Consider the following 25,579-nt stretch of genomic DNA (forward strand, 5'->3'; position numbering starts at 1 on the left):
TCACTTAACTTTAAATGATTAAATGAGGCTAAAAATGTTACGCGATAAACTAAGAAATAAATCCTATTTTGATGAAGCTATAAAGGACGTAGATAACAGCATCGCGCGCTATTTATTGCGTTTGGACCAGCCTGAGAAACTAAAGCCTTATGGGAGAATGGGAGGAGCCGCAGGACTTTGCCGTCTCATGCAAGATCGCATCGAGTATCGTTATTCTCGCGGAGACGCTCTTGTTGAGTTAAAACAGGATCTTGTCGATTTATTGAAGTATCGAGAGCTGCAAAAAAAATATGCCGATGCTTTACCAGAAGAAGAAATGGATCGTCGCGTAGAGTGGGAAAGATTAGATTTTTCAACGTATAAAAAGACGTTCATGTGGCTGTCATTTGCGGTAAGTCTAGAAGCAAATCAGGAATATTTAATGAAGCTTCTTCAACTTGTAGACAATGATGGACTAGATATTATTTACGACCGAATCGCAGTTATGCTAGGTGATACTAATCGTCCTGTTGCGGACAAGGTGCTGTATAAAATTCCTTATAAAGCAATACTTGATGCAATAGAATCCAACCCCAGCCAACAAGCCGAACTAATGAACAAATTCTTGGATGATTGGTATCCTGCCTGTGTTAAACAAGGATTCTATGAGACCCATGAAATTACCAATAACTTCGGATACCGTGGTTACTGGTGTTACGAAGCTGCTTTGATCGTCAAATTATTTGGCATAGATGACACCGGATTCCGTGATCATCGCTACTATCCAGCCGATCTGGTTCATACGCGCTAATCAAACAAGAAAACGAATCTGAGGTGATGATGCTTAGAGACACACGGAAATCCAAGGATTACTTCAATGCACTATTACCCCAGTATCTGGAAGGCATTGAGAATCTTCATCATGCATTAGATGACGGCTCTATGCCTTTACCCGATGAGCAAACTTTTGTAGCCAATGACATATTTGAACTTACATTGATGTATACAATCGCCTGCTATTCCGCAGGCGAACCACTTCAGGCACTCAAGCCAAAAGTCGCAGAGATATTGAAGGCTAAAAAACTTTACTTTGAAAAAGCAGCTACTTTGCCAGCAAGACAACAGGTATATCGTGAACAATTTGAGAAAATGTCGGGCAAAAGTGAAGCAGGGGAAACACATTACATCACCCGATATATCAATGTGCTCTGGTGGCTATCTCTTGCCGTTACAACACAACAGCCGCAAGATCATTGCCTGGAAATTTTGAGCTGCATAGGCAATCGCGGTGAGGATACATTATTGGATCGCATTGCCATTGCGCTTGGCGACGAAAATCAAATCCTCGCGCCCAACTTGCTTTATCCGCATTTATATCGCCCACTCCTATCTGCATTTGACGCGTCACCATCTCAACAGATCATGTACGTTAATGCGTTCCTGAAAGATTGGTATTCAAACTGTTGGCAAGCAGCCTGGTATAACAACCACAACAAAGAAAATGCCGAAGGAGGCAACTGGGACTTTTATTTTGGATATTGGAGTCTTGAGGCCGCACTCGTGGCTAATCTCTTGAATGTGGACACCACTTCTTTCAAAGATCATTGGCACTATCCTGCAGATATGTCTCTGTAAATCACCCCAAAAAAATATCAATGTTCGCGACATCCTTGGCGAACTTGACTACCTCAACTGAGCCTAACCCATTTCTTGCACCCCATCACAACCCCGCAACGAATCATGCGCAAGCTGGAAATTCTGCGTACTCCGCCACGTTTCGTTGTGGCGGAGTTGTTATTGTTCGCTGCGCCCCACTCGGTCATTGATCGCGTTTTATCAATAAAAAAATAATTTTTCCCTCAATCAACTCACTACCAATGGAAGCTGCGGGCTTACCTGTGGTGGAGGACTCCCTATGAAAAGTATCATATCTAAACGGCGCCGTGCGCTGTGTTTTGCCGGTGTGGCAACCGGTAGTTTATTGCTTACGCCGAATGTGTTTGCTGCATGCAGTTATCAGGTTTCAAATAACTGGGATGCGGGTTTTACGGCGGCAATCCGTATCACGAACGACACCTCGTCAACGATTAATGGCTGGCAAGTTAATTGGAGCTATCAAACTAACGCCGTTACCAACGCATGGAATGCGCAGCTAAGTGGAAATTATTCGGCGAGCAATGTCGGTTGGAACCGTTCTATTGCACCGGGCCAATCGGTGGAGTTTGGCATTCAGGGTGTGACCAACGGCGGGCCGGTGGAGACGCCGCAGGTTACAGGAGCGCTGTGCGGAACGAGCAATACGTCCAGTTCGGTTTCTTCATCGAGCAGTAGTCTTGCGCCCTCTTCAAGTAGCAGTTCTTTGGCAGCCTCCAGCGACAGTTCGGTCGCACCTACGGCAACCAATATTGCACTGGCGGCTGTTGCGACGACGTCTTATGTATCGCCGTGGGAAACCTTAAGCGCGGTGAATGACAACAGCAATCCATCCAACTCCAACGATAAATCCAGTGGCGCTTACGGCAATTGGAACAATCCGAATTCGATTCAATGGGTGCAATACGAATGGCCGCAACAACAGCGCCTGGAGCGCGCACAAATCTATTGGTTCGATGACAACGGCGGTGTGTTAGTGCCTACCACGGCCTACGTTGAGTATTGGGATGGCAGCAGTTGGATTTACGCGGGCGAGGTGCCGTTAACCGAGAATGCGTTTAATGACCTTGAGTTCGATGAGATTGAAACCAATCGTTTGCGCGTGTCCATGTTGAACACCCAGCAGTCCACCGGGATTCTTGAGTGGCGTGTGTATGGTGTGGCAACGGGTAATTCCAGTTCAAGCAGCAGCTCCAGCAGTTCGGGCAATACCGGCGGCCCGGTGCCCTATCGTGCAGTTACCACTGAGTTCACGCGCTTTGATGTGAACACGTCTAACGCCTTATATATGGATACTGATCGTTTCCGCGCGTATTACGGTGGCAATGGATTAAACGGCGGCCAGGGTAATCTGGCAAATGTGTCGTCCAGTCAGATTGCATTTGGTTTGTCGCACCTGGAAGCGGCTTACGAATGTTTTGTGAATGAATGGGGTTTTCGCTCCACGAGTTTATCCGCGAACAGTGATAGCGGTCCTTACTACAAGATGAACCTCTATTCGACCACGACGCTGAATGCTGGCGGCGCTATGGGTGCGGATGCCCAGTATCGCTTGAGCTTTATCGAGTTTCGCGACAACGCCATCAATCGTCCGGAAACGGCGGTACACGAATTCGGCCACAGTCTGACGTACACCGATTACACCTGGGTGGATCAAGGTCGCACCGGCGCCTGGTGGGAAACCGTGGCTAACTGGGTGGCGGATACGTATAACACCGATGCCTTGTGTGAAGACGTGCGTGTGCGCAACGGTTTGCAACGCGACCGGGATACCATCATCGATCTGGAAGCCAACATCGCTTTATCGCATCTGCAAATTGTCAGCACGCGCAATTATTATCAGGCGTGGCCATTCCTGACTTACCTGACCAAAAATCCGGATCAGTATCCCGGCCTCGGACGCATGGCGGTGCCGGATTTGATGAGCAATCATCTGCGCAACAATGAAACGCCTTTGCATGTGTTGGCCCGTTTGACCGCGCCAGTTTCTGCACAACGTGTGCTTGGCCGGTATTGGGCGCGCATGGCGTATCTGGATATCAATCACCCCAAAGCTCAGGCGCGCTATTTAAGTACACGCAATAACGCCGGATTCAGAACACGCGCTTATGCCAATTTAACGGCGCTCGGTAGCGGTCGTTATCGCGTGAAGGCGGATCGCGCACCTTTATATGGCGGCGCCAACATTACGCCGCTCAGCGTGAGCAGTGGCACAGTGAACGCGCGCGTTATTAATCTCGGTAACGGATTGAGCGATAGCAATTTCACCGCGACCTTAAGTATCCGCAATACGCAATCCGGCAGCGTGCGTTATGTGGACCTGGTGAACGGTGCGGCCAATACGGCGGTTGCGAATAACGAAGAAGTCAGTCTGGTGGTTGCTAACACGCCCAACAATTTGTACCTCTATAACGCCTTCGAAAGTACGACCAGCAGCCCCGATGCTATCGGCCTGCAATATGAAGTCGAGTTGACTGGCGCAGCACCTATGCATTTGTAAAGGATTATTTCTTCATCTAAACCGCTGCAACCAGGCAGGCCAGGGATTTGTGTCCTGCTTGGTTGTTGTGTTGTGAAGTCGCTATCAAAAATTTGAAAATCCATTTAATTCGAAATAAATAAAAAGTTTTTTAATTAGTAAAAGTTTGGACCGAAAAAAGTTTTAAATTCACTTTTTAAATTAAAAATTATTCAATCAATTTCCAAACGAAATTTCGATTATTATTTTTTGCGACAAATTTTTTTCGAATTTTTTCTTGCGCTTTTTTAAATCGATCACAAAATATAAATTCAGACGACAAAATGTGTGTTTCCCGGCTGATTTACATTAAAAACGACGAAATACTTGTGGACTGTAGGGCAAATTTTTGTAAAATCCCGCTCATGGTATCGCTACCACTACTCAACACCACCCACGCATTGTCGGTGTCAGTACTGGTAAAAATATAACTACTAGCGACAAAACATAATTAAAAAGCTGTACCGAGCCGTGATAGTCAAAGCGTTCATCGCATGCAGTATCCTGTAAAACAACTATTTTCCAGTCGTTTTACAACTTCACCGGCCCATCACAATCATTTTTGTGCTGTTAAAAGCGCAACTGATTTTTATTGCCCGAAAAACGCGTTATCCCTTTAACTACTGCTGTTTTTCTTCATTAGGCAGAGGTGTGTTAGATAAAAATGTTAGCGCAATCATTTTCACAATCGTGACGGTGATTGGTTCACAAATAACAAATAAAACAACCGGACTAACCAATGAAAACCTTAATTGTTTATGTTCATTTGATAGCAGCCTGCGTTGCCGTGGGCATTTTGTTAATGCAGGACCTGGTGTTAGCCAAGACCGGCGGCAAGCCCATGTCGGTATACAGCATCAAGGAATTGAAACGCGCGGCGGGCATTATTTCCATCGCGCTCAGTGTGCTTTGGGTGTCGGGATTGACGCTGGTATTGATCGGTTACCTTGATAATCCGGAGTACCTGACGAACCAGAAGATCTGGGCCAAGTTCACCGTGGTCGTTGTGCTGACCATCAACGGAGTGGTGCTGCATCATTTCAGTTTTCCGCGTGTTGCCTCCAGCGGCGGTGTGTTGGGACTGGGCCGCATCGAAAAAACCCTTGTGATACTCACCGGTTGTGTTTCCACCGTTTCCTGGTTGTTTGCCTGCTATCTGGGCATTGCACGCGGCTGGAATTACACCCTCGAATACAGCTTCATCATGTTTATTTATCTCGGCCTGATCGGCACGGCCTGCATCTTTGGCTCTACTGTTTTCTCAAGCCGCGGAATCCTGGACTTAAACAATGTTGAAAAACTGCTGGTTGTGTTTTGCGGTTCCATCTCTGCGTTCGCCTGGCTGTTCGCCTGCTACCTCGGCATCGCCCACCCCTGGAATCCGGCGGAAGCATCCCGCACCGTGATGTACATGAATATCGGCTTACTCGCCACCGCCTGTGTGGTGGGTTGCTTCATTATGCGTTCGCTCTTCGCGACAAAAAAACATGACGCGCACGCGGACGATGAGCAGCCGATGCTTTCGGAATCCATTTCCCTTGCCAATAGCGTTTCCAAAACATGAGTTAACCATTTTTTTAAACCGCTCGAATCGATGCAGTTTCGAGTCTTTTTACCCTTCGACTAACCTGTGGCGCGTAGTGGAAATAATGACCGCAGGCTGTTGTTGGACCGTTGCCGAGCTTGCTCGGCATTCACTTAAGAGGAAGACAAGATGAGTAGAATTACAGCCTCTGCGATTACCCCGCGCCGAAGGGGAAGGCTGGCCCGGTCTTTGTACCTGCTAGGACTTTCCCTGGCTAGCGCGGCCTTCTCGACCCAAGTTTATGCTGCTTGCCAGTATGTCGTGACTAACCAATGGAGCACCGGCTTCACTGCTGCAATCAGAATTACCAATACCGGTACCAGTGCAATTAACGGCTGGAGCGTGAATTGGCAATACAGCGGTGACAACCGCTTGACCAGTAACTGGAATGCCAACTACACCGGTACTAATCCCTATTCCGCGTCCAATTTAAACTGGAATGCCAACATTCAACCGAATCAAACGGTTGAGATTGGTTTCCAGGGAAGCAAAGGCGCAGCAGCGGCGGAAGTTCCTACAGTGACCGGTAGTGCGTGTGGCGGCAGCACCTCTTCTGCGGCCAGCTCATCTGCACCGGCAAGTTCATCCGCGCCGGCCAGCTCTGCACCCTCTTCAACGGCAAGCAGTTCATCTGTTCCCAACGGCAACGGCGTTTTCTTCAGTGAAGGCTTTGAAAACGGTACTGTCGGTGCCGGCCCGAGCGGTTGGAGTACCTTTATTGGTTGGATATTTAACGGCAATAACAACAACCAAAGTTCAGGCAACTATGCACTGATCGATAACAGCAAATCTTACAACGGGAGCAATTCCATTCACTTCCGCGGCGGTCAAAATCCGGCGCAAATTGTTCGCGCGTTGCCTGCTGGTACACAACGTTTGCACATGCGTGCTTATGTCAACCTCAGCAAAGTATTGGGTAATGATCCCGGCGATAACCATGAACACATTATGGGAATCAAAAGAACCCAGAATGCCGATGACGAAATTCGCGTGGGCCAAATTAAAGGTGTGCTAGGCACCAACCACGTACCCAGCGATAACATCGCGCCGAAAATGTCGCAATGGAATAGCGGCCCGCAATTATCTCCCAATGTGTGGTACTGCGTAGAAACAGCTTATTACGCTGACACCGCTTACGACGAGTTGCGCATGTGGGTGAATGGCAGCCTGGTCCATTCAGTTACGTCTGCCAACGATTGGAATAACGGAACCCTGCCAGCCAATTGGCTGAGCGATAAATTTAACTACGCGATGTTCGGTTTCCACAGTTTCAGTGGCAATACTGCTGATGTCTGGATGGACGATATCGTGTTGTCTACCGAGCCCATTGGTTGCGGTACAACACTCCCCACCAGTTCCAGCAGCGCAAGTTCTGTTGCATCCAGTGTTGTTCCATCATCCAGTTCAGTGGCTTCTTCTGTTGTTTCTTCCGTTGCATCAAGTGTTGCTTCCAGCATTGCCGTGAGCTCATCGAGTGCAGCAAACAGCAGCGTGGCAAGCTCTGCAAATTCCTCGACCAACACCAATGCGGCCTGGGACCTGGATACCGAAGCGTCTTACCTGAACTTCGTAACCACCAAAAATACCCATAACGTAGAAGTGCATAGCTTCGGCTCACTGAGTGGCTTTATCAGCACTGGTGGTGTAGCTACGGTGACCATTGAACTGGACAGCGTCAACACCGGTATTGACATACGCAACCAGCGGATGCGCGACCTGTTGTTTGAAACAGCCAGTTACCCCACAGCAACAATCACGGTTGACGTACCAGCCACCTTGCTGAGCTCCCTGTCTGCCGGACAAACCACGCAAACAGACATCAGTGCCAGCGTTAATCTGCACGGCGTAAGCACAACCGTTACGACACGCGTGTCGGTACAGCGTCTGTCGAACTCGCGTGTTCTGGTGCAAAGCATGGCGCCGGTGCTACCGCGCGCGGCAGATTTCGATCTGACCGACGGTGTGGAAGCCTTGCGTTCCATTGCCAACCTGACATCTATCAGCGCGGCAGTACCTGTGGACTTCGCGCTTGTATTTGATGCGCGCTAATTGGAGGCTAAAGAGAACTATCATGAAAAAATTACTTAAACTCTCGATGCTCTCCCCACTTGGCTTGGCCCTTGGCCTGGCTGCTTCCGGCAGTGCTGTTGCACAAAGTGTTTGTACACCTACCTACACCACAGTGAACAACTGGGGAAGCGGTGCACAAATTGCCTTGTCAGTAACCAACAATGGCCCGGCTGTGGATGGTTGGGAAGTGTGCTGGACCTTTAACGGCGGTGAAACCATTGCCAATTTGTGGAATGGTAATGTCACCACAACCGGCAGCAATGTATGCGTCACAGATGCAGGCTACAACGCCAATGTCGCCGCCAACGGTTCTGCAAGTTTCGGATTTAATATCAACAATCCGAGCACACAAGCGCCGACGAACTTCACTTTCAACGGTGCAAGTTGCGGTGGTAACAATACATCCAGCAGCGTAGCTTCAAGCAGTGTCAGCAGCGTGGCTTCCAGCAACGCAAGCAGCAGTGCTCCGGCAACAGCGGCACGCTGGTTACTGGACACCACCAAATCCAGCTTCCATTTTGTGACGGTAAAAAACATCAGCAATGCGGAAGCCCATACCTTTACGCAAATGCAGGGAACGGTAGCGAATACCGGAAGTGCAACACTGACTATTCCTCTGGCCAGCGTCTCCACCGGTTTTGATATTCGCAACACGCGGATGCAAAACCTGTTGTTTGAATCAAGTTATCTGCCCAGCCTGCACTTCACCACGCAATTGAATCTCAGCACCCTGGATTCAATGGCCGTAGGTGATATTGCAACGCAAACCTTGAGCGGTAATTTGGTACTGCATGCGGTGAGCAAAGCCATCACCTTCGATGCCACCATCGTCAAGCACAGCAGCACCAGCATCAGCGTGTCACCACGGAAACCCATCGTGGTGAACAGTGTTGATTTTGAGATGAATGCTGGCGTGGAAGCCTTGCGTGTCATTGCCAACTTGACTGCAATCGGTGAAAAAACACCGGTGTACTTCAAGATGTTCCTGACCCGCGACAACCCCACCAACATTGCTGCAATCACATTGCCCAGCGCACCGGCAACACCGGTTGGTCTGACGGGCAATATCAGCCAGGGTAGTGGCGATACTTCACTGGTCTGGTCGGATATCAGCAGCAACGAAACCGGCTTCCTGATTCGCCGTAAAGGTGCGGATGGCCGCTGGACGACGCAAAGCAATTTGCCGGCGAATTCGTCGATGTTTGAAGAAAACCTGTTGTCTTCTTTCGGCAGCTACGACTACAAAGTCATTAGCTATCGCGACAGTATTCCTTCAACAGCCAGTGCACCGGTCACTGTGGTTTATTCCGACACCAACGGCTCCAGTTCCAGCACCGGTAATTCATCCAGTGCAGGCAACTCGTCCAGCACCGGTAATTCTTCCAGTGCCGGTAACTCATCCAGCGCCGGCAATTCCAGCAGCACCGGTGGTTGGGTTGGTGATGTCACGCGCGGTGAAGGTTTGTGGACCTCACAAAGCTGTATCGCCTGTCACGGTGTTGATGGCGAGAAGAACGCCGATGGTTCACCGGCTTACGCGCCTTTGAACCCGAACCGTTCTGTCTATCGTCACAGCCAGGATAACCAGGATCGCACCCTCGGCGAGTTTATCGAGCTGTGGATGCCACAAGGTAATCCGGGCGCGTGTACCGGCCAATGTGCGGCGGATCTGGAAGCTTACATCCTCACCTGGCGCAGACCGGCTGATGGTATTCCGGATAACCCGGTGTCCAACTTCACCTGTCCGAATACTGGCTCAGCTTACGGCCAACGTACCCTGCGTCTGTTGACCAAGAAAGAGTACCAACGCTCAGTGCGCGACCTGGTCGGCTACACTCAGGATGTGATTTCACGTCTGCCCGACGACTTTATCGCCGGTGCCTTCGAGAACAACAACACCCTGATTGTCGACAAGAACCGCTACACCAGTTACATCTCCACCGCTGAACGTATTGCGGAAGACGTAGCAACCCGTTGGAACAATGTGTTGTCCTGTTCGCCCAGTGCAAGTTGTGCAACCACACTGGTTGACACACTTGGGCCACGCATCTTCCGTCGCCCCTTAAGCAGTGATGAGCGCACGGCTTACCTGGCCGTTGCCCAAGGCACAGCAGACGGACGCACAGCCGCAGAAGGTATGGAAATCGCCCTGGCGGCCATGTTGTCCTCCCCGCAATTCCTGTATCGCTCGGAAGTGGGTGATGCCAGCGGTGGCGTGTACAAGCTGAATGGTTATGAAATGGCAACCTACATCAGCTACACCTTCACCGGCACGACGCCCAGCCAATCGCTGATGGCTGCTGCCGGTAATGGTGAACTCAACACGGCTGCCGGTGTACGTCAACACACCGCTGCTCTGCTGAACTCTACTGACACCAATGCCCTGCTCGGTGACTTCGTCAACCGTTGGTTGGGTACGAATCAGTTGGAGATCAAAGAGAAAGTCGGCGTTACTGACTTCGCCACGGTTGCGAATGATATGAAGAGAGAGCTGGGCAAAAACTTTGCACATGCCATGTTGGATAGCAGCTCAACCTTCGCATCGCTCTACAACCCGAGCTACACCCACGTTAACCAGCGTCTGGCCAACCTTTACGGTATGTCTTACTCCGGTAATGGTGCGGATGCTGACGGCTTTGTCAGAGCGAGCACGGGTGAGCGCGGCGGTATCCTGATCTCCGGTGCCTTCCTCTCACGTTACGCCACCGATCAGGACGCCAACCTGGTAACCCGTGCTGTGGCCGTGCGTCGCCGTATGATGTGTCAGGACATTCCTGAGCCACCCTCAGGTGTGAGCCTTGACCGCGAAGCCCTGGCCCAGCGTGACAAAGAGTTCTTTGAAGACCCGCACACCACACAACGTATGATCTTCGACCGTATTACCTCCGGTACCAGTTGTTCCAACTGTCACGGCGAAATCATCAACCCGCTGGGCGGCTCCATGGAGAACTACGATGCACTCGGTCGCGTTCGCGCTACTGACCTGAAAGGCAACGAAATCAATGCGGTGGGTACGTTCTTCTCGCCCTTCCCGCAGTTGCAGTTCCTCAACGATCCGGATCGCGTGCTTCACGAACCCGCTATTACGTTTGACGGCGGTAAAGATCTCGCACGCACCATTGTTGAAGACCCGATGGTCGCCGGTCTTGCGCAAAGCTGTCTGGCAACGCAATTCGTAAGCTACAGCTCAGGTATCCATTCGATCTTCCTGATTGATTCAACAAGGGATGTCGGTTATCCACGCATCAGCAAAGCGGAAGAAAACGCTTACCGTTGCGATATCAATAACCTGACTAACGTACTGACCACCAATGGTCCACGCGCCATGCTCGAAGAAATTCCGGCGCTGGATTCTGTGATGTACCGGCAGGAGTGGGCGCGCTAATGCGCGCCCCTTCAACCACATCACCTTGTTAACGAATTGGAGTAAATACCATGCGATATAAAGATTGCTTCGACAAAGAACGCAGAGATTTCCTCAGGGTTGTCTCGCATGCCGGTATATCGGCAGGATTGATCAGGGCGTCCAGCGTACTGGCCGGTGTGATGCTGGCGCGCACCGCTGAAGCGCAATCCGGTACACCCACCAAGCACTGCCTGGTGTTCAACGGCGGCGGCTGCCATCCAAACCGGTGGTTCCCATCCGGCGGCACCCTGCCGGTCCAATCTGCACCGCTGCAAACACATTACAGCCGTATCGCCATGTTGCGCAACGCTTCCTTGAGCGGTGCTGGCCACGGCGTGATGTTCCACCGTTTCAACAACGGCAGCTGGGGTGAGGACAGTTTTGATGTAAACCTGGGCCGTACCATCGGTGCAAACTATCCCGTGAAATACCTGAACGTGGGCACCACCGCAGAATCCGCGCTGAGCCGCGAGGGTTCCACCGGCAAGCCCATCATCACCAGCCCACAGGCCGCATTGGATGTGCTTTTTGCGGGTGGTAGCGGCGGCGGTAGTGGCGGCTCAACAGCACCACGCCAATCTGTGGTGGATCTGCACTATGCTGCCGTCAACAGCTTGCGCACCAAACTCGGCCAACATGAAAAGGACAAGCTGGACAGTCACTTCACTGCGATTCGTGAAATTGAAGAGGCTATCGACACCAGCGGCGAAAATCCCGGCGGCACTTGCCCGCAACCGGGCAACACTTCCGTTACCGGTTTTGATGCGACGGCCAAGTTACACGCAGACATCGTTACCCTCGCATTGAGCTGTAACTTGTCGGCTTCTGTGTCCATCGCCTTCGGTACCGACGCGCACACCCACTTCCTCGACGTACTGGGTCGCGAGTCGCACCAATCGCATCACAACCAGGGCAACATGCCTGCCGCTTACACGGAAGATATTGTTTACATGCAGGGTTTGACCAAGTACTTGCTGGATAAAATGGGTGAAAGAGGCTTGTTCAGCTCGACCATTATCACCCAGGTTTCCGACATGGGTGACGCCGACTCACACGGCAACAGCAACGTGCCGATGTTAGTCGCCGGCGCTGGCATCAGCGGTGGTCGCGTGCTTGATATTGGCGGCAGAACCCAGTCCGAGTTGTATCAGACTCTCGGCCTGAAGCTGCGTGCAGATCAAAGCCCTAACGGCGGTTCCTTCCGCAACTGGGCAAGCTCAACCATCTCCGGGTTGTAAGAAAAGTGCGGTTGTATCGGTAAGGGATAACTGAACAACCGCTATTGCAGATACTAAAAAGCCCCTTCAGGAATGAAGGGGCTTTTTAGTTTTATTGATACACCCGGATGTAGTCCACGTACATGCGTTGGGTGGTGAAGTTGGCATGGTCGGGGTCACCGGGCCAGTTGCCGCCGACGGCGACGTTAAGCAGGAACCAGAAAGGTTGGTCGTAAACCCATTGACCATATTGCTGCACCTGGGCGCGGCTCACACTGTAAAAGTTAACACCATCGGCGTACCAGCGAATGCCATTTGCATCCCACTCAACGGCATAGATTTTATAAACGGAATCAATACTGGTGCCGTGGTTTAAATGCCCGGTGATGGGTGTATTGCCCGAATAGCCAGGACCATGCAACGCACCTGAAGTAGTGTTGTTAGTGCCGACGTGCTCCATGATGTCCAGTTCGCCATTGTCCGGCCAAGGGACATTGTTGTTAAAGCTATCCCCCATCATCCAGAACGCCGGCCAGATCCCTTGGGCGCGCGGTAGTTTCATACGGGCTTCCATCCGCCCATATTGGAAAGATTTATTGTAGCGGGTAACCATACGTGTGGAGGTGTATCCACACTTACCGCCCCACCAGCAGTCGCCACCGGTTTCCTTACGAGCTTCAATGACCAGCACATTGCTGTTGGCTTGCGGGTCAAATTGGATATAGGCATTGTTGCCATCGGTGTAGGACTGCAGCTCTTTGTTGCCCCAACCCTCATTGCCATTGCCTGTTTCAAAGCTCCAAATATCTCTATTGATGGTATTAAACTCATCGCTCCAGGTCACGGTGGGATTGGGGTCAACCGGACCGCTGCCACCGGGGGTGACTTTTACCCAGTTAAGATTCCAACCGCCCGTCGTGGCGTACACACCAAAGCTGTGGTTACCGGCGGGGATATTCACATCCAGCGAGATGGTTTGCCAGGTTTGCCAGCCACCGGTCGCGGGAACAACCAGCTGACCCAGCGCAACGCTGCCGCCGTTCAGATCAAAAGACACCACGCCGCCGGTACCGCCACTCGCAACGCGCGCCTCAATTTTATAGTTACCAGCTGTGGCGATATTCATGTTGTTGAATGACAGCCACTCGCCGGAATCAATCCAGCCTACGTTAAAGCCTCCACCGGTATCGGTCGTGGCTTCAATGTCTACATCGCCAGTGCGGTGCTGGCCACCGGTATTGCCCGGGGTGTTATCACTCGAGTCAGCGTAGTCTTCCGCCTCAAAGTGGTGCCCGGTTACGGGCGGCTGCGCAGGGGTAACTTCAATCCAGTTGAAGTTCCAGCCACCGGTGGTCGCATACACACCAAGGCTGTGAGTACCCGCCGGAAGTTGAACTTGCTTTTGGACGGTCTGCCAGGTTTGCCAGCCACCGGTTGCCGGGATATTGATGGTTCCCAGGGGAATAGCACCACCATTCAAATCTACCGAGAGCGTGCCGCCCGAGGCACTGGCTACACGGACGCGGATGTTGTAAGTGCCCGCAGTCGGCACCGATAAATTCGCATAACTCAGCCATTCAGTGGCCACTATCCAGCCGACATTATGGCCGCCGTTCGTATCCGTCACAGGCTCGATATCAACGTTGCCCGTGCGATAGGCGCCACCGGTATTACCAGCGGTAGTATCAAAGGCATTCGTGTAATCTTCGGCCTGGAATACAACGGCCGAAGCGCCGCTGGTTACACACAGCAAGCTGCCGAACGCTGCTGCACATAACGCTTTTCTGACTTGGGATAATTTTATTTTCATTAATTTCTCCAGGAGTTAAAAGTAAACAGAGAAGGACCGACCTGCACCTGAGAACCCACATCGCGGTCATTAGCGTCAGGAAGACTAAAGGAGTGTTTAACGGTGTGTCTGCCCATTTTCCGCGAAAGCGTGACATGGCACGTTCGATTAATGGACATAGCACATTCCCACTTTAGGCCGTGAGTTGGACACATGCGCTGGTTCACATTATTTTTTCAGGATTGCTTGTCACATTTCCTGAAGCTGATTCGTCATGGCTGATGAAACCAAAGCAATTTGAGAGGACGGAAGGCTGGATGGAAAAACATGATTGGTTAACGGAACGTTTTGAAGACACTCGACATCACTTGCAGGCCGTGGCCTATCGCATGCTGGGCTCCAACAGCGAGGCTGAGGATGCGGTTCAGGAAACCTGGCTTCGGCTGAATCGATCCGAATCAGAAAAAATCGACAATCTGGGTGGCTGGCTCACCACCGTTGTCGCGCGCGTATGCCTCGATATGCTCCGCGCGCGTAAATCCGGCAAAACCGAATCCCTTGATGAGATGGTTTATGACGTAACGGATGACGGCAGTAACGATCCGGAAGCCGATCTTCTGGTGGCCGATTCCGTCGGGCCCGCGTTGCTGTTAGTGCTCGATACCCTGACACCCACCGAACGCATCGCGTTTGTGCTGCACGATTTATTCGATTTATCGTTTGAAGAGATCGCGCCCATTATTGATCGCACCGAAGCAGCCGCGCGCCAACTCGCCAGCCGCGCCCGGCGGCGCGTTCGGGGCGGCACCACACCGCAGGAGGACAGCCACCGTCAACATGCGGTGGTCGCTGCATTTTTGGCAGCATCCAGAGAAGGTAATTTTGAAGCGCTAATCCAATTGCTTCACCCGGATATTATTCTCCGTGCCGATGAAACCGCCATCAAAATCAGCACCGCGAATAAAGCGAAAGGTGCACCGGCATTTGCCCCCGAAATTACCGGCGCGAACAATGTGGCGGATACCTTCAAGGGTCGCGCAGCGGGTGCGCAGCTGACGCTGGTGAATGGCGTGGCAGGCGCCACCTGGGGTATGAATGGAAAAACTGTGGTTGCATTTTGCTTTGCAGTAACAGACGGAAAAATTACCGCCATTGATGTCGTGATGGACAAAAAAACGCTGGACACCTTCGATATACAAACAATTGATATACAAACAGTCGACAACACCCTTCTCAACAACACCCACAATAACGCCATCCACAAAAACAATGGAGTTTAAATCATGAATATTTTTTTATGGGTTCTTCAAGTCCTGCTTGCCCTGCATACGATCATGGGCGCGGTGTGGAAATTTTCCCATTCCGCTGAACAAACCATGCCCTCGCTCAAAGCTATTCCCACAGGCGTCTGGCAAGCACTGGCCGGACTGGAATTGATCTGTGCCCTGTGTTTGATCCTGCCGGCTTTTTATAAACCTTTGACGCTGCTGGTACCGATCGCCGCTATCTGCATCGCAATAGAAATGCTGTTGTTTTGCGTATTACATGTTGCCTCGGGCGATAAAACCTTCAGCTCAATCACCTATTGGCTTGTTGTGGCTGCTATCTGCGCGTTTATCGCTTACGGCAGGTTTGTATTGCGCCCGCTTTAACGGACGCTCTTATCGACGTGGCTACGCCTGCTTTCCCCGGCAGGCGATTTTGCTGCGAGTGAAAACACACAACACGCTTACCAACGCAATACCTTCGAGTCCCAATACTAACGGAATACATAACACCAATAACGCAAAGGCAGGCAGTACAGATTTTCCGATACCATCAAGCACAAAACGATCCCGCACAAACCACAAGCCCATAAAGTAAAACGCCACCGGAATCGCTACCGCATAATCACCCACCAACAAACTCACGGCAGCATGGCCGGTAATAATGTCGACCAAAACGGCGAAGCCTGCGCCGACGGCAGCACCGGCAATGTAAATCACCAGGTGACCGTAGCCCCAGGTAAGTGCCATCGACAAATCCTGCGCGTTAAGATGTTCCTCGCGCGAAAAATATAACCACCAGAGTGCAAACACGATCACCAGCGCGGAGATCGCCGAATGTATCAAGGCTAGATCAAAATGCTCCGCCGCCGAGTTCAATGCAATGGAACCGGCCAGCAAGGTTTCACCCAGCACAATAATATTTAACAAGCCGTAACGTTCGATAATGTGGTGACGATGCCACGGCGTTTGCGCTTTTCGCTCGGCAAAAAATGGCACCAACAATTCCAGAAAAGCGCCCAGTGCAAAGCCCATATAAAACATAGCTGGCGTTAAGGGTTGTAACAACAGCAATGCAACCCAGTACACCTGCACCAGCGCAATGCCTACGGCATACCACAGCGCCGTCTGTTTGCGCGTTACATCATGTTTATACGCTCTGAGCCAGAATCCCACCATGGCGATACGCATGATGACAAAACCAACGACGACCAAGGTCAGATCCGAGGATGTAAAAAAGTGACTCACGCCCGCCGCAAGCGTCAGTGCACCCGCGATAATGACTAGCGTGAGAATGCGAAACAACGAATCATCATTGTCGTAAGCGGAGGCAAACCAGGTGTAATTCATCCAGGCCCACCAGATCGCAAAAAATATCGCCACGTATTTAATAATGCCGTCGACGAAATGCGCCTCCGCCACACTGTGATGCAAACCTGCCGCAGCCGCCGCTATGGCGATAACAAAAACCAGATCGAAGAATAGTTCCAACGGCGTGGCCGCGCGATGCGCTTCTTTGGTATCACGCGGCAGCATGGGGCGAAGATGTGATGAATTTATATTGTGCATATTTTTACGTTGATTGAGTTAATGATTTGTCCTGGGTTTTGGTCGCGAAGTCAGCGGCATCGTGACGCTCGTGCAGTTGTTCATGCGGTTCACCCCAGGTACGGTTGACCATGCGCCCGCGTTGCACCGCTGGTCGCTGTGCAATCTCATCAGCCCAACGCAGCACATTTTTATAGATATGCACTTCAAGAAATTCCGCCGCGTTATATACCTTGTTGTTCACCAACTCGCCATACCACGGCCAGATCGCAATATCTGCAATAGTGTATTCATCACCCGCAACAAAACGATGTTGCGCCAACTGGCGATCAAGTACATCCAGTTGACGTTTCACTTCCATCGTATAGCGATTGATGGGGTATTCGTATTTTTCCGGCGCGTAGGCATAAAAATGTCCGAAGCCGCCGCCGAGCAAAGGCCCGGTGCCAATCTGCCAGAATAACCACGACAGACATTCTGTACGCGGGCCAATCGCCTGCGGAATCAGTGCCTGAAATTTATCCGCCAGATAAAGCAGAATCGAGCCCGACTCAAAAACGCGCAGGCTCGGCGTCACGCTGTGATCCATCATCGCGGGAATTTTTGAATTGGGATTGATGTTGACAAACCCACTGCTGAATTGATCGCCATCAGAAATTTGTATCAGGTGCGCATCATATTCCGCACCCCCATGGCCAAGTGCCAAAAGCTCTTCCAGCATGATGGTAGCCTTCATACCGTTGGGCGTTGCCAACGAGTAAAGCTGTAATGGATGTTTGCCAACCGGCAATTCCTTTTCATGCGTAGGCCCTGCCACCGGGCGATTGATATTGGCGAATGTGCCGCCGCTTTTAGCGTCCCACTGCCAAACCTTGGGTGGGGTATAGGGTTGATGCGTCATAGAATATCCTCCTTCATCGAACTGGTGGGCAAACACTATAAAGCAAAGCTCATTGCGTGTAATGCGGTGTACACTTGGCAAAAAAGTTCACGGCCGCATGTATAAAAATCAACCATTCGATAACGAACGAGTCTGTTGACCGTTACTCGCTATCTGGCACAGAACACTGTCTTGAGCTTTAATTAAGACCTGGTTAGGGCAGCGCTGCTCTAGACATCGGCAGGCTAGTTGGCTAAACCTGGATTTATTAATAACCTAATAAAAAGAGGATTATCTTTTGAAACATTATTTTTTAAAGACAACCATTTTGCTGGCCATGTTCGGCCTCATAAGCTGCACAGAGGAACAGAAGGGTGCAGAAAAAAGCGCAGCCGATGTCAAGGAATCAGCGGCTAGTACCATAGAAAAATATAAGGCTTACACCCAAAAATTCTCCGAAGCCGCTGTTATTACGCAAAATCACGCAACAGGTCATATCGGTGATTTTTTCTTCACGCACTGGAAAGACGGTGGCTCTACCTCGTTATCCTTGAGCACCGATGGCGCCTTCAACGTGAGCTGGGAGGGCGGTGGCTATAACTACGTGGGCGGTCCGGGGTGGCACTTTGGTGATAAAGACCGGGTTATTGGCTATCGCTTCAACGAAGACAGTGGCGCAAGCTATATCACGTTATACGGTTGGGGCTACGACGAAGATATGTCTGCCGCTGATCCAGCCCATTTGGTGGAATACTATATTTTGCAACGCTGGACCTATGACCCAAGCCAGGACGGTACCTATGGAAAAACTTTCGTCAGTGATGGTGTGGAATATTCCACTTACCGCTCAATACGGGAACAGAAACCATCCATAAACGGCCCATCCACGTTTTATCAATACTGGAGCAAACCGACCGAGCAACGGCCACTTGGGGAAGATCATAAAATTATTTTTGCTGACCACGTTAAGGCCTGGGCCGACACCGGCTGGATCATTCCAGACATGAACAACTTTAACGCGAGTGATGACCCCACCTATCAGGTCATGGCGGTTGAAGTTTTCAATCCCGCCAACGACGGTACTGCCTCTGGCCGGGTGTGGGATGCAGCGGCTCAATAATAACGATGAAATGAATTGGCGATAGGATTGTTAAACGGCGGCTCACAAGGTTGTGCGCCGCTGTAATCGTGCGATACATCTCCCACTCCGCGTCACAAATCTTTAATACATACGATTCATCATGCGCCGATGAATAAAATTCCCCCGCCATTATTATTGATTACACGCAGCGCGATGACGACTGTTGTCTGTTTGATGCTGACCTCGGCATTAGCATTAGCATTAGCATTGGAATTGGCGCAAGGCGCACAACCGAACCAGCGCGAGATAGATGCAACAACTCCGCTCAAGATGAACGACATTCAGGTGGTAGGTTCGCACAACAGTTTCAAGGCGCAAATTCCCGATGCAGTAATGGCAACGCTTCGCGCTACGGACCGCAAACGGGCCGAGAGCCTTGATTATTATCACGTCCCCTTGACCAAACAACTTGAAGTCGGCGTTCGCCAGTTCGAGCTGGATATTTTTGCCGATCCCCAGGGCGGACGTTACGCCGATCCCAAAGGCGAAGCGCTGGCACGCGCGGCCGGCGAGATCACGAACTTTGATCGAGAAGCAATGCTCAAGCCGGGGTTCAAGGTGTTCCACAATCCCGATGTGGATTATCTCAGCACCTGCCCGACGCTGATCCGTTGTCTCAACGAAATCGATCAATGGTCACGCGCGCATCCTGAACATCTTCCGATCATGATTACGCTCAATGCAGCCGACACGCCCGTCAACCGGCCGGGTATCACTGATCCGTTACCGCTCGATAATAAAGCGCTGCTCGATGCGCTTGATGCCGAAATTCGCTCCGTACTTCCTGGCGATCGACTTATCACGCCGGATGATGTGCGCGGCGATGCGCCGACGTTACGCGATGCGGTAAATGAACACGGCTGGCCTAACCTCTCGGCCGCACGCGGGCGCATTTACATCTTGTTCGATGTCCGCCAGGCAGTTTCCGATACCTATCGGGCCGGTCATCCTTCACTCACCGGGCGCACGATGTTCGGCTGGTATCCCGACGACCAACCCGAAGGCGTGATTCAGATCGTTCAGGACCCATTGGTCGATGGTGAAAAGATCAAGCGCTGGGTTAATGACGGCATCATCGTCCGGACGCGCACGGATGCCGGAACACAGGAAGCGCGACGTAACGATTTTTCCAAAGCGAGGGCTGCGATCTCCAGCGGTGCCCAAGCCGTGAGCACAGATTATTATCCCGGCGCACCCGATCCGTTGCAGTTGGGTTTTGTGATTAGTTTGCAACATGGTGCGATGGCGCAATGCAATCCGGTGCGTGTTACCGCCGGTTGTCAGTTGCAGCCTTAGCGCTTCACTAACGTGAGCAACCTCGCACGCGCTAGCCGATAATTTTTATTGTGAAGCGCCCGCGTTTTTAACAGCCACTCAGTTCTTCCCCGCCTGATTTATGTGTTCCTTTTCTTTCCCGGCTAACAGCACGCCGCCCGGTTGGTGAGTTACCCGGAAATTGAATCCGTACCTCTGTGATATATTTCGAACCGACAAGCCATCCCGCTCATGCTCTGATGAAGTATAAGCCGCACGCTCCGTTGTACCGGGTTCTATCCAATGTTGTTTTTCCGAGGCCCCAGCATGCCAACCCCGTTATTAGCCTGTGACCCGCGTTACTTGAGAAGATTATCCGCGGTGCTGGGGCTATATGCCCTTATCGCCGGTGTAATCTCCCTTGGCGGTTGGGCATTTGATATTCCGCGCCTTACCGATTGGCTTAACGATGGTGTTTCGATCCAACCGAATACCGCCGTGTTGATTGCGCTGGCTGGCGCAGCGGTTGTGTTTTTGCAATACGGGTATGGCAAGTTCACCTTGGTGTTCGGCGGAATCGTTGCCGCCTTTGGTGGGCTCAATCTGCTGCAATACATTACCGGGGCGGATTTGGGCTTCAACCATCAGCTGCTTTTTGGTCGCGAGTGGGGTCAAGCGGCTACCGTCACACCGGGCCGTTTTGGCCCACCGGCATCAATCTCGTTCGTGTTCATCGGCATCTCGCTGATGCTGCTTGGTATGCGTGACCATACGGCGCGTCGCTACGTTCCGGGTCTGGCGCTTGTCGTCCTCCTGTTGATGATGTTTTCACTCCTGGGTTACCTGTTCAATGCGCGCAATTTTTATGCGATACCCTGGCTTTCGGCGATTGCGTTGCCCAGCGCGACCATGCTGCTGGCCTTGGCCGTGAGTGTGATCATCAGCATGCCCGACCATCAGCCCATGCTGTTGTTATGCGAACGTTCCAGTGCCGGCACCATGGCACGGACCGTCCTGCCGATTCTGGTCGTCATGATTCCGTTGGTGATCTGGCTGCGTAGTAAGGGGTATGAATATGAATTGTTTGACGTTGGTACCGGCCGCGCCTTGAGCGCCGCGCTACTCGTGCTGGGTGTTGTGGGCTTGATGTGGATCGCGCTGCTGGCACTGCGCCGGCGCGAGCAACGCGAACGCGAAGCGGATCGGCGCAAAGATGAATTTCTCGCAACCCTGGCGCATGAGCTGCGCAATCCCCTCGCCCCCATCAGCAATGCCACATCAATACTGAAACTGGCTCACGACGACCGCGAGGTCTTCGAGCGTGCAACGGGTACCATCGAGCGGCAACTTGCGCATTTGGTACGGCTGGTTGATGACCTGCTCGATATGAGCCGCATCAGCCGTGGAAAACTGGAGCTGCGCCGCGAGCACATCGAGCTGGCGTCGGTTATCCATCAGGCCGTCGAAACCTGCCGGCCGATGGCTGAAGCTGCCGGCCAGGAAATCACCGTGACCTTACCGGCACAGCCAATTTACCTGGATGCCGACCCGGTGCGCTTGTCGCAAGTCGTGAGTAATTTGCTGAACAACGCTTCCAAGTTTGCGGGACAACGCGGCCGGATCAATCTGACCGTCAGCCTGCGCGATCGCGATGTGGAGATAACCGTGAAAGATGACGGCATTGGCATTCCACCCGCCATGCTCAATGCCATCTTCGAGATGTTTTTGCAGGTTGATCAATCACTGGAGAGGTCACAAAGCGGATTGGGTATCGGCCTTACACTGGCCAGACGGCTGGTTGAACTTCATAACGGCCACATCGAAGCACTTAGCGAAGGGCTGGGTAAGGGAAGTGAATTTGTGGTCCGCTTGCCGGTGACGATCGATCAGACAGCGCCGATAAAAGCAGTGGACGCGGTAAACGGATCGAGCCCCAAAGGTCGCATTCTTATCGTCGATGACAATCTGGATAGCGCGCAGAGCCTGGCCGAGGTATTGAAGATGACCGGCAATGACACCTTCGTTGCCCATGATGGCGAGGAAGCTGTCGAAGCGGCGGAAAGGCAGCGCCCCGACGTGATACTGCTGGATATCGGTTTGCCCCGCTTAAACGGCTTTGATGCCTGCCGGCGTATTCGTGCAAACCCCTGGGCGGAAAACATTCTGATCATCGCCCTGACCGGATGGGGCCAGGAGGAAGACCGTCGCAAATCCGCCGAGGCAGGATTCGACGGTCACTTGGTGAAGCCTGTTGATATGGCTGAGCTGATGAAATTACTGGCAGGCCTGCCTCTGCGGAGCAATTGAGCCCCCTACGCTTGCGGCACTCGTGCAATCACTTTGAGCTCGACATCAAACCCCGCTAACCAATTGACACCAATGGCGGTCCAACTCGGATAGGGTGCTGCGCCGATATTTTTTTCCCTCACGGCCATAAAGGTTTCAAATTGCGTTTCGGGATTTGTATGGAAGCTGGTGACATCCACCACATCCTGAAATGTGCAGCCTGCGGCTTGTAAAACATTGGCAAGATTATCGAAAGCCAATTGCACCTGACGTTCGTAATCCGGCTCCGGTGTCCCATCCACCCGGCTTCCAACCTGACCGGAAACAAAAAGCAGATCACCGGATTGTATTGCGGCGGAATATTTGTGCTGTTCATAGAGCGCATGGCGCTCAGCAGGGAAAATTGCCTGGCGTTGATTCATAACTGAATTCCTCTGAAGTGAGACTGGCTTACCAGTCGTATGGATACGCAATAGTTGAGATGTTGAGCCGGCCGGACTAACATACGCGGCGTATGTAAAAATAGTAAACACATACGAGCCGTATGTAAATCAAAAAATTGCATTTTGTTGAGAACTTTTTATGAAACGGTCCGAGAAGGTTGAGGAGACTCGCCGCAAGCTCATCCAAGCTGCACGTAAAGCTTTTGCGGAAAAGGGCTACACCGCCGCGTCGATGGATGACATCACCGCCTCGGTGGGGCTGACGCGGGGAGCGCTCTATCACACCTTTGGGGATAAAAAAGGATTGCTGATGGCGGTGGTTGATCAAATCGATACCGAGATGGCTTCCCGTGCCCATGCCTTGGCGGGCGAAACTGCCAGTTTGTGGGACGGTCTGGTGGCTGAGGGTGTGGCGTATATCGAGATGGCGTTGAATCCGGAGGTCCAGCGCATTGTGCTGCTGGACGGCCCGGCGGTGCTGGGCGATCCCTCGCAATGGCCAAGTCAGAATAACTGCCTCCAGATGACCATCCGCACCATCGATAAACTGATTGAGGAAGGCACCATCAAGCCCGTAAACGCCGAAGCGGCAGCACGGTTGCTCAACGGTGCGGCCTTGAATGCAGCTCTGTGGATCGCGGCCAGCGATGACCCCGAACGTGTTGTCGATAAAGCGATTGAAGCCTTTAAGTGGATGGTGGATGGGTTGCGCATCAGCCGGTGATCAGGTTCATGGATCGCAGCATCATAAATACCCCCGCTCCTATAGCAATGGCTCCAATAACTCTGGCGATGCGCTCACCCGCCGGCGCGAGCCGCTCAGCGCTAATGGCGGCGGCCACGACGATCATGGCACTGAGACTCATAACACCGACCATCAACAGAACTGCTGTGTGACCTGCGCAGCAGTAACAACAGCGCAGCCCCAGGTGCAGACCGTGCCGCCAGGCAGTGTCGCTGTCAGGCCGAAGACTGGAACCCCGGTCAAGCGAGTGACGGCAGCAGTTCAGGTGGTGAATTTTCCACGGAGAAAACTGCATCGCTCCAGCAATTGCGACCACAGCACCGGCAAGCGTCGGCACCTTGCTGGCCAGTTCAGGGAGGTGCATCGCGAGCGACGCTAGCAGCACCCCCAAGGGAAAAATGACGATACCGAGCAGCGTCCACACCGCAAAATACCCAACGGCTACCCGTGCAGTCAGTCGATCAAGATGTGCGTTATCGATGCCGCCGACGGCCTGCCGGTAACGCCGCAACATTGGCATCAGCGGCGGCAACATCATCGCCACCATCATGACCACCCACATACCGAGGAATGCCGTAGCGGCGGCGAACCAGCTTTGCCCCGGCATCCGCATCCAGGTCATCGACATTGTCCAACCGCCGGGCATCGACATGCCTTCCATGGCCGACATGCTTGCACACCAGATAACCGTCACCGCCGCGCTGGCGACAAATACCAAGGCTGCGATGATGAAAAAGCGGTGGTCGTGCACTCTTGATGGCGAGAATTCCTTTCTCGCCGTGCCAGCCATATCTACCTGGCTCATTGGTTGTACTCGTCGTGACGGCGCCACCAGATGCCGGTCTCGTTGCGCCCTTTCGGCGCCCGGTCGAGCCAGGGATACATGCCCCAGATACCGTCCACACCGCGCGCATAGGTGGAATAGGTGTGATAAACAACACCGTCCTCCAGCACAAACGCGCTCATGCCCGGCCGGTCGCGGGAGTAGGTCGGCGCATCCGTCCCACAGGTCGCGGCGAGCTGGTGCACCGGTTCCGGCGCCGGCATGATGTCCATCGCGTGGCCGTTGCGCTCGTAGTTGTAATCGATCCGGCCTTCGCGTTGTTGCTGCTCGGTGAACCCCACATTAAAGTCGAAGTTGAAGTCGCCGCCAAATGAGGATGCCCAGGGAAATGACCAGCCCATGCGTTGTTTATAAGCCTGCAATGTAGCCAGCGGTGCACGGGATACCGCCATCAGGGTAACGTCATGATTGGCCAGATGGACGGTAAAACCATTGAAGCCGTCTGCCACTGCTGAACACGATGGACAGCCGGCGGTGTAATCCGGGCCAAACATAAAGTGATAGACAAGCAGCTGCGAGCGCCCCTGAAAAAGCTCAGCGAGGGACGCTTTTCCGTCGTCCGTATCAAAACGATAATCCTTATCGACCCGCACCCAGGGCAGTGCCTGCCGTTGCTGCGCCAGTTCGTCGCTGCGACGGGTCAGGGCTTTCTCTGCATCCAGCAACTCCAGACGAGCTGCCAGCCATTCTTCGCGTGTTCCAATTACGTGTGTTGTCATTGCGGTCACCTTACTGTTGATTTGTGGTTGTGATGATTTGTGGAGTGACCTAGATTAACGGCGGATAAAAAACCCCAGGAGTAACAAGTTTGGCGGGATTGCGATGGACTCATTGATTACCGGTGCGGCGCTCGCCTTGGCCAAGGGCGATCCTTTAGGCGCACTCAACCGGGTGGCACTGCGTGACGATCCTCCGGCCATGGCATTGCGCGGCATTGCCATGGCACAGCTCGGCGA

At 52.4% G+C, this 25,579-nt stretch carries 20 protein-coding genes; 13 read left to right on the forward strand and 7 right to left on the reverse strand.

What is annotated here, in order from left to right:
- Nucleotides 1–34: 34 nt before the first annotated feature.
- From CBR65_RS12090 to CBR65_RS12125, 7 genes are all read left to right on the forward strand, one after another.
- Entirely contained in the window at nt 35–790 is a 756-nt protein-coding gene (locus CBR65_RS12090) for a PoNe immunity protein domain-containing protein (protein WP_087467084.1), read from the forward strand.
- Nucleotides 791–816: 26 nt separating this feature from the next.
- Entirely contained in the window at nt 817–1,614 is a 798-nt protein-coding gene (locus tag CBR65_RS12095) for a PoNe immunity protein domain-containing protein (protein ID WP_232461442.1), read from the forward strand.
- A gap of 280 nt (nt 1,615–1,894) precedes the next feature.
- Nucleotides 1,895–4,132: a cellulose binding domain-containing protein gene (locus CBR65_RS12100; RefSeq protein ID WP_087467085.1), complete on the forward strand. Its 2,238-nt coding sequence runs from the start codon at nt 1,895–1,897 to the stop codon at nt 4,130–4,132.
- Between the two features lie 757 nt (nt 4,133–4,889).
- The gene (locus CBR65_RS22500) at nt 4,890–5,714 is read left to right on the forward strand and encodes a DUF2214 domain-containing protein (protein ID WP_232461187.1); all 825 of its coding nucleotides are present in this window, start codon (nt 4,890–4,892) and stop codon (nt 5,712–5,714) included.
- 150 nt (nt 5,715–5,864) lie between these two features.
- Nucleotides 5,865–7,784 carry a cellulose binding domain-containing protein gene (locus CBR65_RS22505; RefSeq protein WP_232461188.1) on the forward strand — a complete coding sequence of 640 codons (1,920 nt, stop codon included), beginning with the start codon at nt 5,865–5,867 and terminating at the stop codon, nt 7,782–7,784.
- 22 nt (nt 7,785–7,806) lie between these two features.
- Nucleotides 7,807–11,190, forward strand: coding sequence for a DUF1592 domain-containing protein (locus CBR65_RS12120; protein ID WP_087467086.1), 3,384 nt, complete (start codon nt 7,807–7,809; stop codon nt 11,188–11,190).
- Between the two features lie 50 nt (nt 11,191–11,240).
- Complete coding sequence (locus CBR65_RS12125) at nt 11,241–12,449, forward strand: DUF1552 domain-containing protein (RefSeq protein WP_087467087.1); 1,209 nt, start codon at nt 11,241–11,243, stop codon at nt 12,447–12,449.
- 91 nt (nt 12,450–12,540) lie between these two features.
- On the opposite strand, the gene CBR65_RS12130 is transcribed toward CBR65_RS12125, so the two are convergent.
- A complete protein-coding gene (locus CBR65_RS12130) occupies nt 12,541–14,238 on the reverse strand; it encodes a carbohydrate-binding protein (protein ID WP_087467088.1) in 1,698 nt (565 codons plus the stop codon).
- Between the two features lie 296 nt (nt 14,239–14,534).
- Here CBR65_RS12130 and CBR65_RS12135 point away from each other — a divergent pair, with 296 nt between their 5' ends.
- Together CBR65_RS12135 and CBR65_RS12140 are read left to right on the forward strand one after the other, a co-directional pair.
- Nucleotides 14,535–15,497, forward strand: coding sequence for a sigma-70 family RNA polymerase sigma factor (locus CBR65_RS12135; RefSeq protein ID WP_087467089.1), 963 nt, complete (start codon nt 14,535–14,537; stop codon nt 15,495–15,497).
- Between the two features lie 3 nt (nt 15,498–15,500).
- The gene (locus tag CBR65_RS12140) at nt 15,501–15,869 is read left to right on the forward strand and encodes a DoxX family protein (RefSeq protein ID WP_087467090.1); all 369 of its coding nucleotides are present in this window, start codon (nt 15,501–15,503) and stop codon (nt 15,867–15,869) included.
- A gap of 21 nt (nt 15,870–15,890) precedes the next feature.
- Here the strand turns inward: CBR65_RS12140 and CBR65_RS12145 are convergent, their stop codons facing one another.
- Together CBR65_RS12145 and yghU are read right to left on the reverse strand one after the other, a co-directional pair.
- The gene (locus tag CBR65_RS12145; RefSeq protein WP_087467091.1) at nt 15,891–17,051 is read right to left on the reverse strand and encodes a low temperature requirement protein A; all 1,161 of its coding nucleotides are present in this window, start codon (nt 17,049–17,051) and stop codon (nt 15,891–15,893) included.
- A 4-nt stretch (nt 17,052–17,055) separates the two neighbouring features.
- The gene (gene yghU, locus CBR65_RS12150) at nt 17,056–17,931 is read right to left on the reverse strand and encodes a glutathione-dependent disulfide-bond oxidoreductase (protein WP_087467092.1); all 876 of its coding nucleotides are present in this window, start codon (nt 17,929–17,931) and stop codon (nt 17,056–17,058) included.
- A gap of 277 nt (nt 17,932–18,208) precedes the next feature.
- Between yghU and CBR65_RS12155 the strand changes: the two genes are divergently transcribed.
- The 3 genes from CBR65_RS12155 (at nt 18,209) to CBR65_RS12165 (ending at nt 22,612) form a co-directional block, all read left to right on the forward strand.
- Nucleotides 18,209–19,030 carry a glycoside hydrolase family 11 protein gene (locus tag CBR65_RS12155; RefSeq protein ID WP_232461189.1) on the forward strand — a complete coding sequence of 274 codons (822 nt, stop codon included), beginning with the start codon at nt 18,209–18,211 and terminating at the stop codon, nt 19,028–19,030.
- 129 nt (nt 19,031–19,159) lie between these two features.
- A complete protein-coding gene (locus tag CBR65_RS12160) occupies nt 19,160–20,347 on the forward strand; it encodes a Ca2+-dependent phosphoinositide-specific phospholipase C (protein WP_198300725.1) in 1,188 nt (395 codons plus the stop codon).
- Between the two features lie 285 nt (nt 20,348–20,632).
- On the forward strand, nt 20,633–22,612 hold the full coding sequence (locus CBR65_RS12165; RefSeq protein WP_198300726.1) for an ATP-binding protein: 1,980 nt from the start codon (nt 20,633–20,635) through the stop codon (nt 22,610–22,612).
- 5 nt (nt 22,613–22,617) lie between these two features.
- Here CBR65_RS12165 and CBR65_RS12170 read toward each other — a convergent pair whose 3' ends face one another.
- On the reverse strand, nt 22,618–23,013 hold the full coding sequence (locus tag CBR65_RS12170) for a RidA family protein (protein ID WP_087467094.1): 396 nt from the start codon (nt 23,011–23,013) through the stop codon (nt 22,618–22,620).
- 160 nt (nt 23,014–23,173) lie between these two features.
- Here CBR65_RS12170 and CBR65_RS12175 point away from each other — a divergent pair, with 160 nt between their 5' ends.
- Nucleotides 23,174–23,758, forward strand: a complete 585-nt coding sequence (locus CBR65_RS12175) for a TetR/AcrR family transcriptional regulator (protein WP_087467095.1) — start codon at nt 23,174–23,176, stop codon at nt 23,756–23,758.
- Here CBR65_RS12175 and CBR65_RS12180 read toward each other — a convergent pair.
- The 3 genes from CBR65_RS12180 to CBR65_RS22310 are packed head-to-tail and all read right to left on the reverse strand — an operon-like array spanning nt 23,748 to nt 25,564.
- Nucleotides 23,748–24,584 carry a DUF2182 domain-containing protein gene (locus CBR65_RS12180; protein WP_198300727.1) on the reverse strand — a complete coding sequence of 279 codons (837 nt, stop codon included), beginning with the start codon at nt 24,582–24,584 and terminating at the stop codon, nt 23,748–23,750. The genes CBR65_RS12175 and CBR65_RS12180 overlap by 11 nt on opposite strands.
- Nucleotides 24,581–25,342, reverse strand: coding sequence for a thioredoxin family protein (locus CBR65_RS12185; protein ID WP_087467096.1), 762 nt, complete (start codon nt 25,340–25,342; stop codon nt 24,581–24,583). The genes CBR65_RS12180 and CBR65_RS12185 overlap by 4 nt, the downstream gene beginning before the upstream one ends.
- A gap of 54 nt (nt 25,343–25,396) precedes the next feature.
- Nucleotides 25,397–25,564, reverse strand: coding sequence for a hypothetical protein (locus tag CBR65_RS22310; RefSeq protein WP_198300728.1), 168 nt, complete (start codon nt 25,562–25,564; stop codon nt 25,397–25,399).
- Nucleotides 25,565–25,579: the final 15 nt, after the last annotated feature.

The sequence above is a fragment of the Cellvibrio sp. PSBB006 genome (assembly GCF_002162135.1).
In the GTDB taxonomy this organism is placed as follows: domain Bacteria; phylum Pseudomonadota; class Gammaproteobacteria; order Pseudomonadales; family Cellvibrionaceae; genus Cellvibrio.

What these genes read in the sequence shown, in the direction of transcription:
- CBR65_RS12170 (WP_087467094.1), bottom strand. Translation starts at nt 23,013, where the DNA reads ATGAATCAACGCCAGGCAATTTTCCCTGCTGAGCGCCATGCGCTCTAT.
- CBR65_RS12175 (WP_087467095.1), top strand. Translation starts at nt 23,174, where the DNA reads ATGAAACGGTCCGAGAAGGTTGAGGAGACTCGCCGCAAGCTCATCCAA.
- CBR65_RS12140 (WP_087467090.1), top strand. Translation starts at nt 15,501, where the DNA reads ATGAATATTTTTTTATGGGTTCTTCAAGTCCTGCTTGCCCTGCATACG.
- yghU (WP_087467092.1), bottom strand. Translation starts at nt 17,931, where the DNA reads ATGACGCATCAACCCTATACCCCACCCAAGGTTTGGCAGTGGGACGCT.
- CBR65_RS12160 (WP_198300725.1), top strand. Translation starts at nt 19,160, where the DNA reads ATGAATAAAATTCCCCCGCCATTATTATTGATTACACGCAGCGCGATG.
- CBR65_RS12090 (WP_087467084.1), top strand. Translation starts at nt 35, where the DNA reads ATGTTACGCGATAAACTAAGAAATAAATCCTATTTTGATGAAGCTATA.
- CBR65_RS12130 (WP_087467088.1), bottom strand. Translation starts at nt 14,238, where the DNA reads ATGAAAATAAAATTATCCCAAGTCAGAAAAGCGTTATGTGCAGCAGCG.
- CBR65_RS12185 (WP_087467096.1), bottom strand. Translation starts at nt 25,342, where the DNA reads ATGACAACACACGTAATTGGAACACGCGAAGAATGGCTGGCAGCTCGT.
- CBR65_RS12180 (WP_198300727.1), bottom strand. Translation starts at nt 24,584, where the DNA reads ATGAGCCAGGTAGATATGGCTGGCACGGCGAGAAAGGAATTCTCGCCA.
- CBR65_RS12165 (WP_198300726.1), top strand. Translation starts at nt 20,633, where the DNA reads ATGCCAACCCCGTTATTAGCCTGTGACCCGCGTTACTTGAGAAGATTA.
- CBR65_RS22310 (WP_198300728.1), bottom strand. Translation starts at nt 25,564, where the DNA reads ATGGCAATGCCGCGCAATGCCATGGCCGGAGGATCGTCACGCAGTGCC.
- CBR65_RS12100 (WP_087467085.1), top strand. Translation starts at nt 1,895, where the DNA reads ATGAAAAGTATCATATCTAAACGGCGCCGTGCGCTGTGTTTTGCCGGT.
- CBR65_RS12095 (WP_232461442.1), top strand. Translation starts at nt 817, where the DNA reads ATGATGCTTAGAGACACACGGAAATCCAAGGATTACTTCAATGCACTA.
- CBR65_RS12120 (WP_087467086.1), top strand. Translation starts at nt 7,807, where the DNA reads ATGAAAAAATTACTTAAACTCTCGATGCTCTCCCCACTTGGCTTGGCC.
- CBR65_RS12125 (WP_087467087.1), top strand. Translation starts at nt 11,241, where the DNA reads ATGCGATATAAAGATTGCTTCGACAAAGAACGCAGAGATTTCCTCAGG.
- CBR65_RS12145 (WP_087467091.1), bottom strand. Translation starts at nt 17,051, where the DNA reads ATGCACAATATAAATTCATCACATCTTCGCCCCATGCTGCCGCGTGAT.
- CBR65_RS22500 (WP_232461187.1), top strand. Translation starts at nt 4,890, where the DNA reads ATGAAAACCTTAATTGTTTATGTTCATTTGATAGCAGCCTGCGTTGCC.
- CBR65_RS12135 (WP_087467089.1), top strand. Translation starts at nt 14,535, where the DNA reads ATGGAAAAACATGATTGGTTAACGGAACGTTTTGAAGACACTCGACAT.
- CBR65_RS22505 (WP_232461188.1), top strand. Translation starts at nt 5,865, where the DNA reads ATGAGTAGAATTACAGCCTCTGCGATTACCCCGCGCCGAAGGGGAAGG.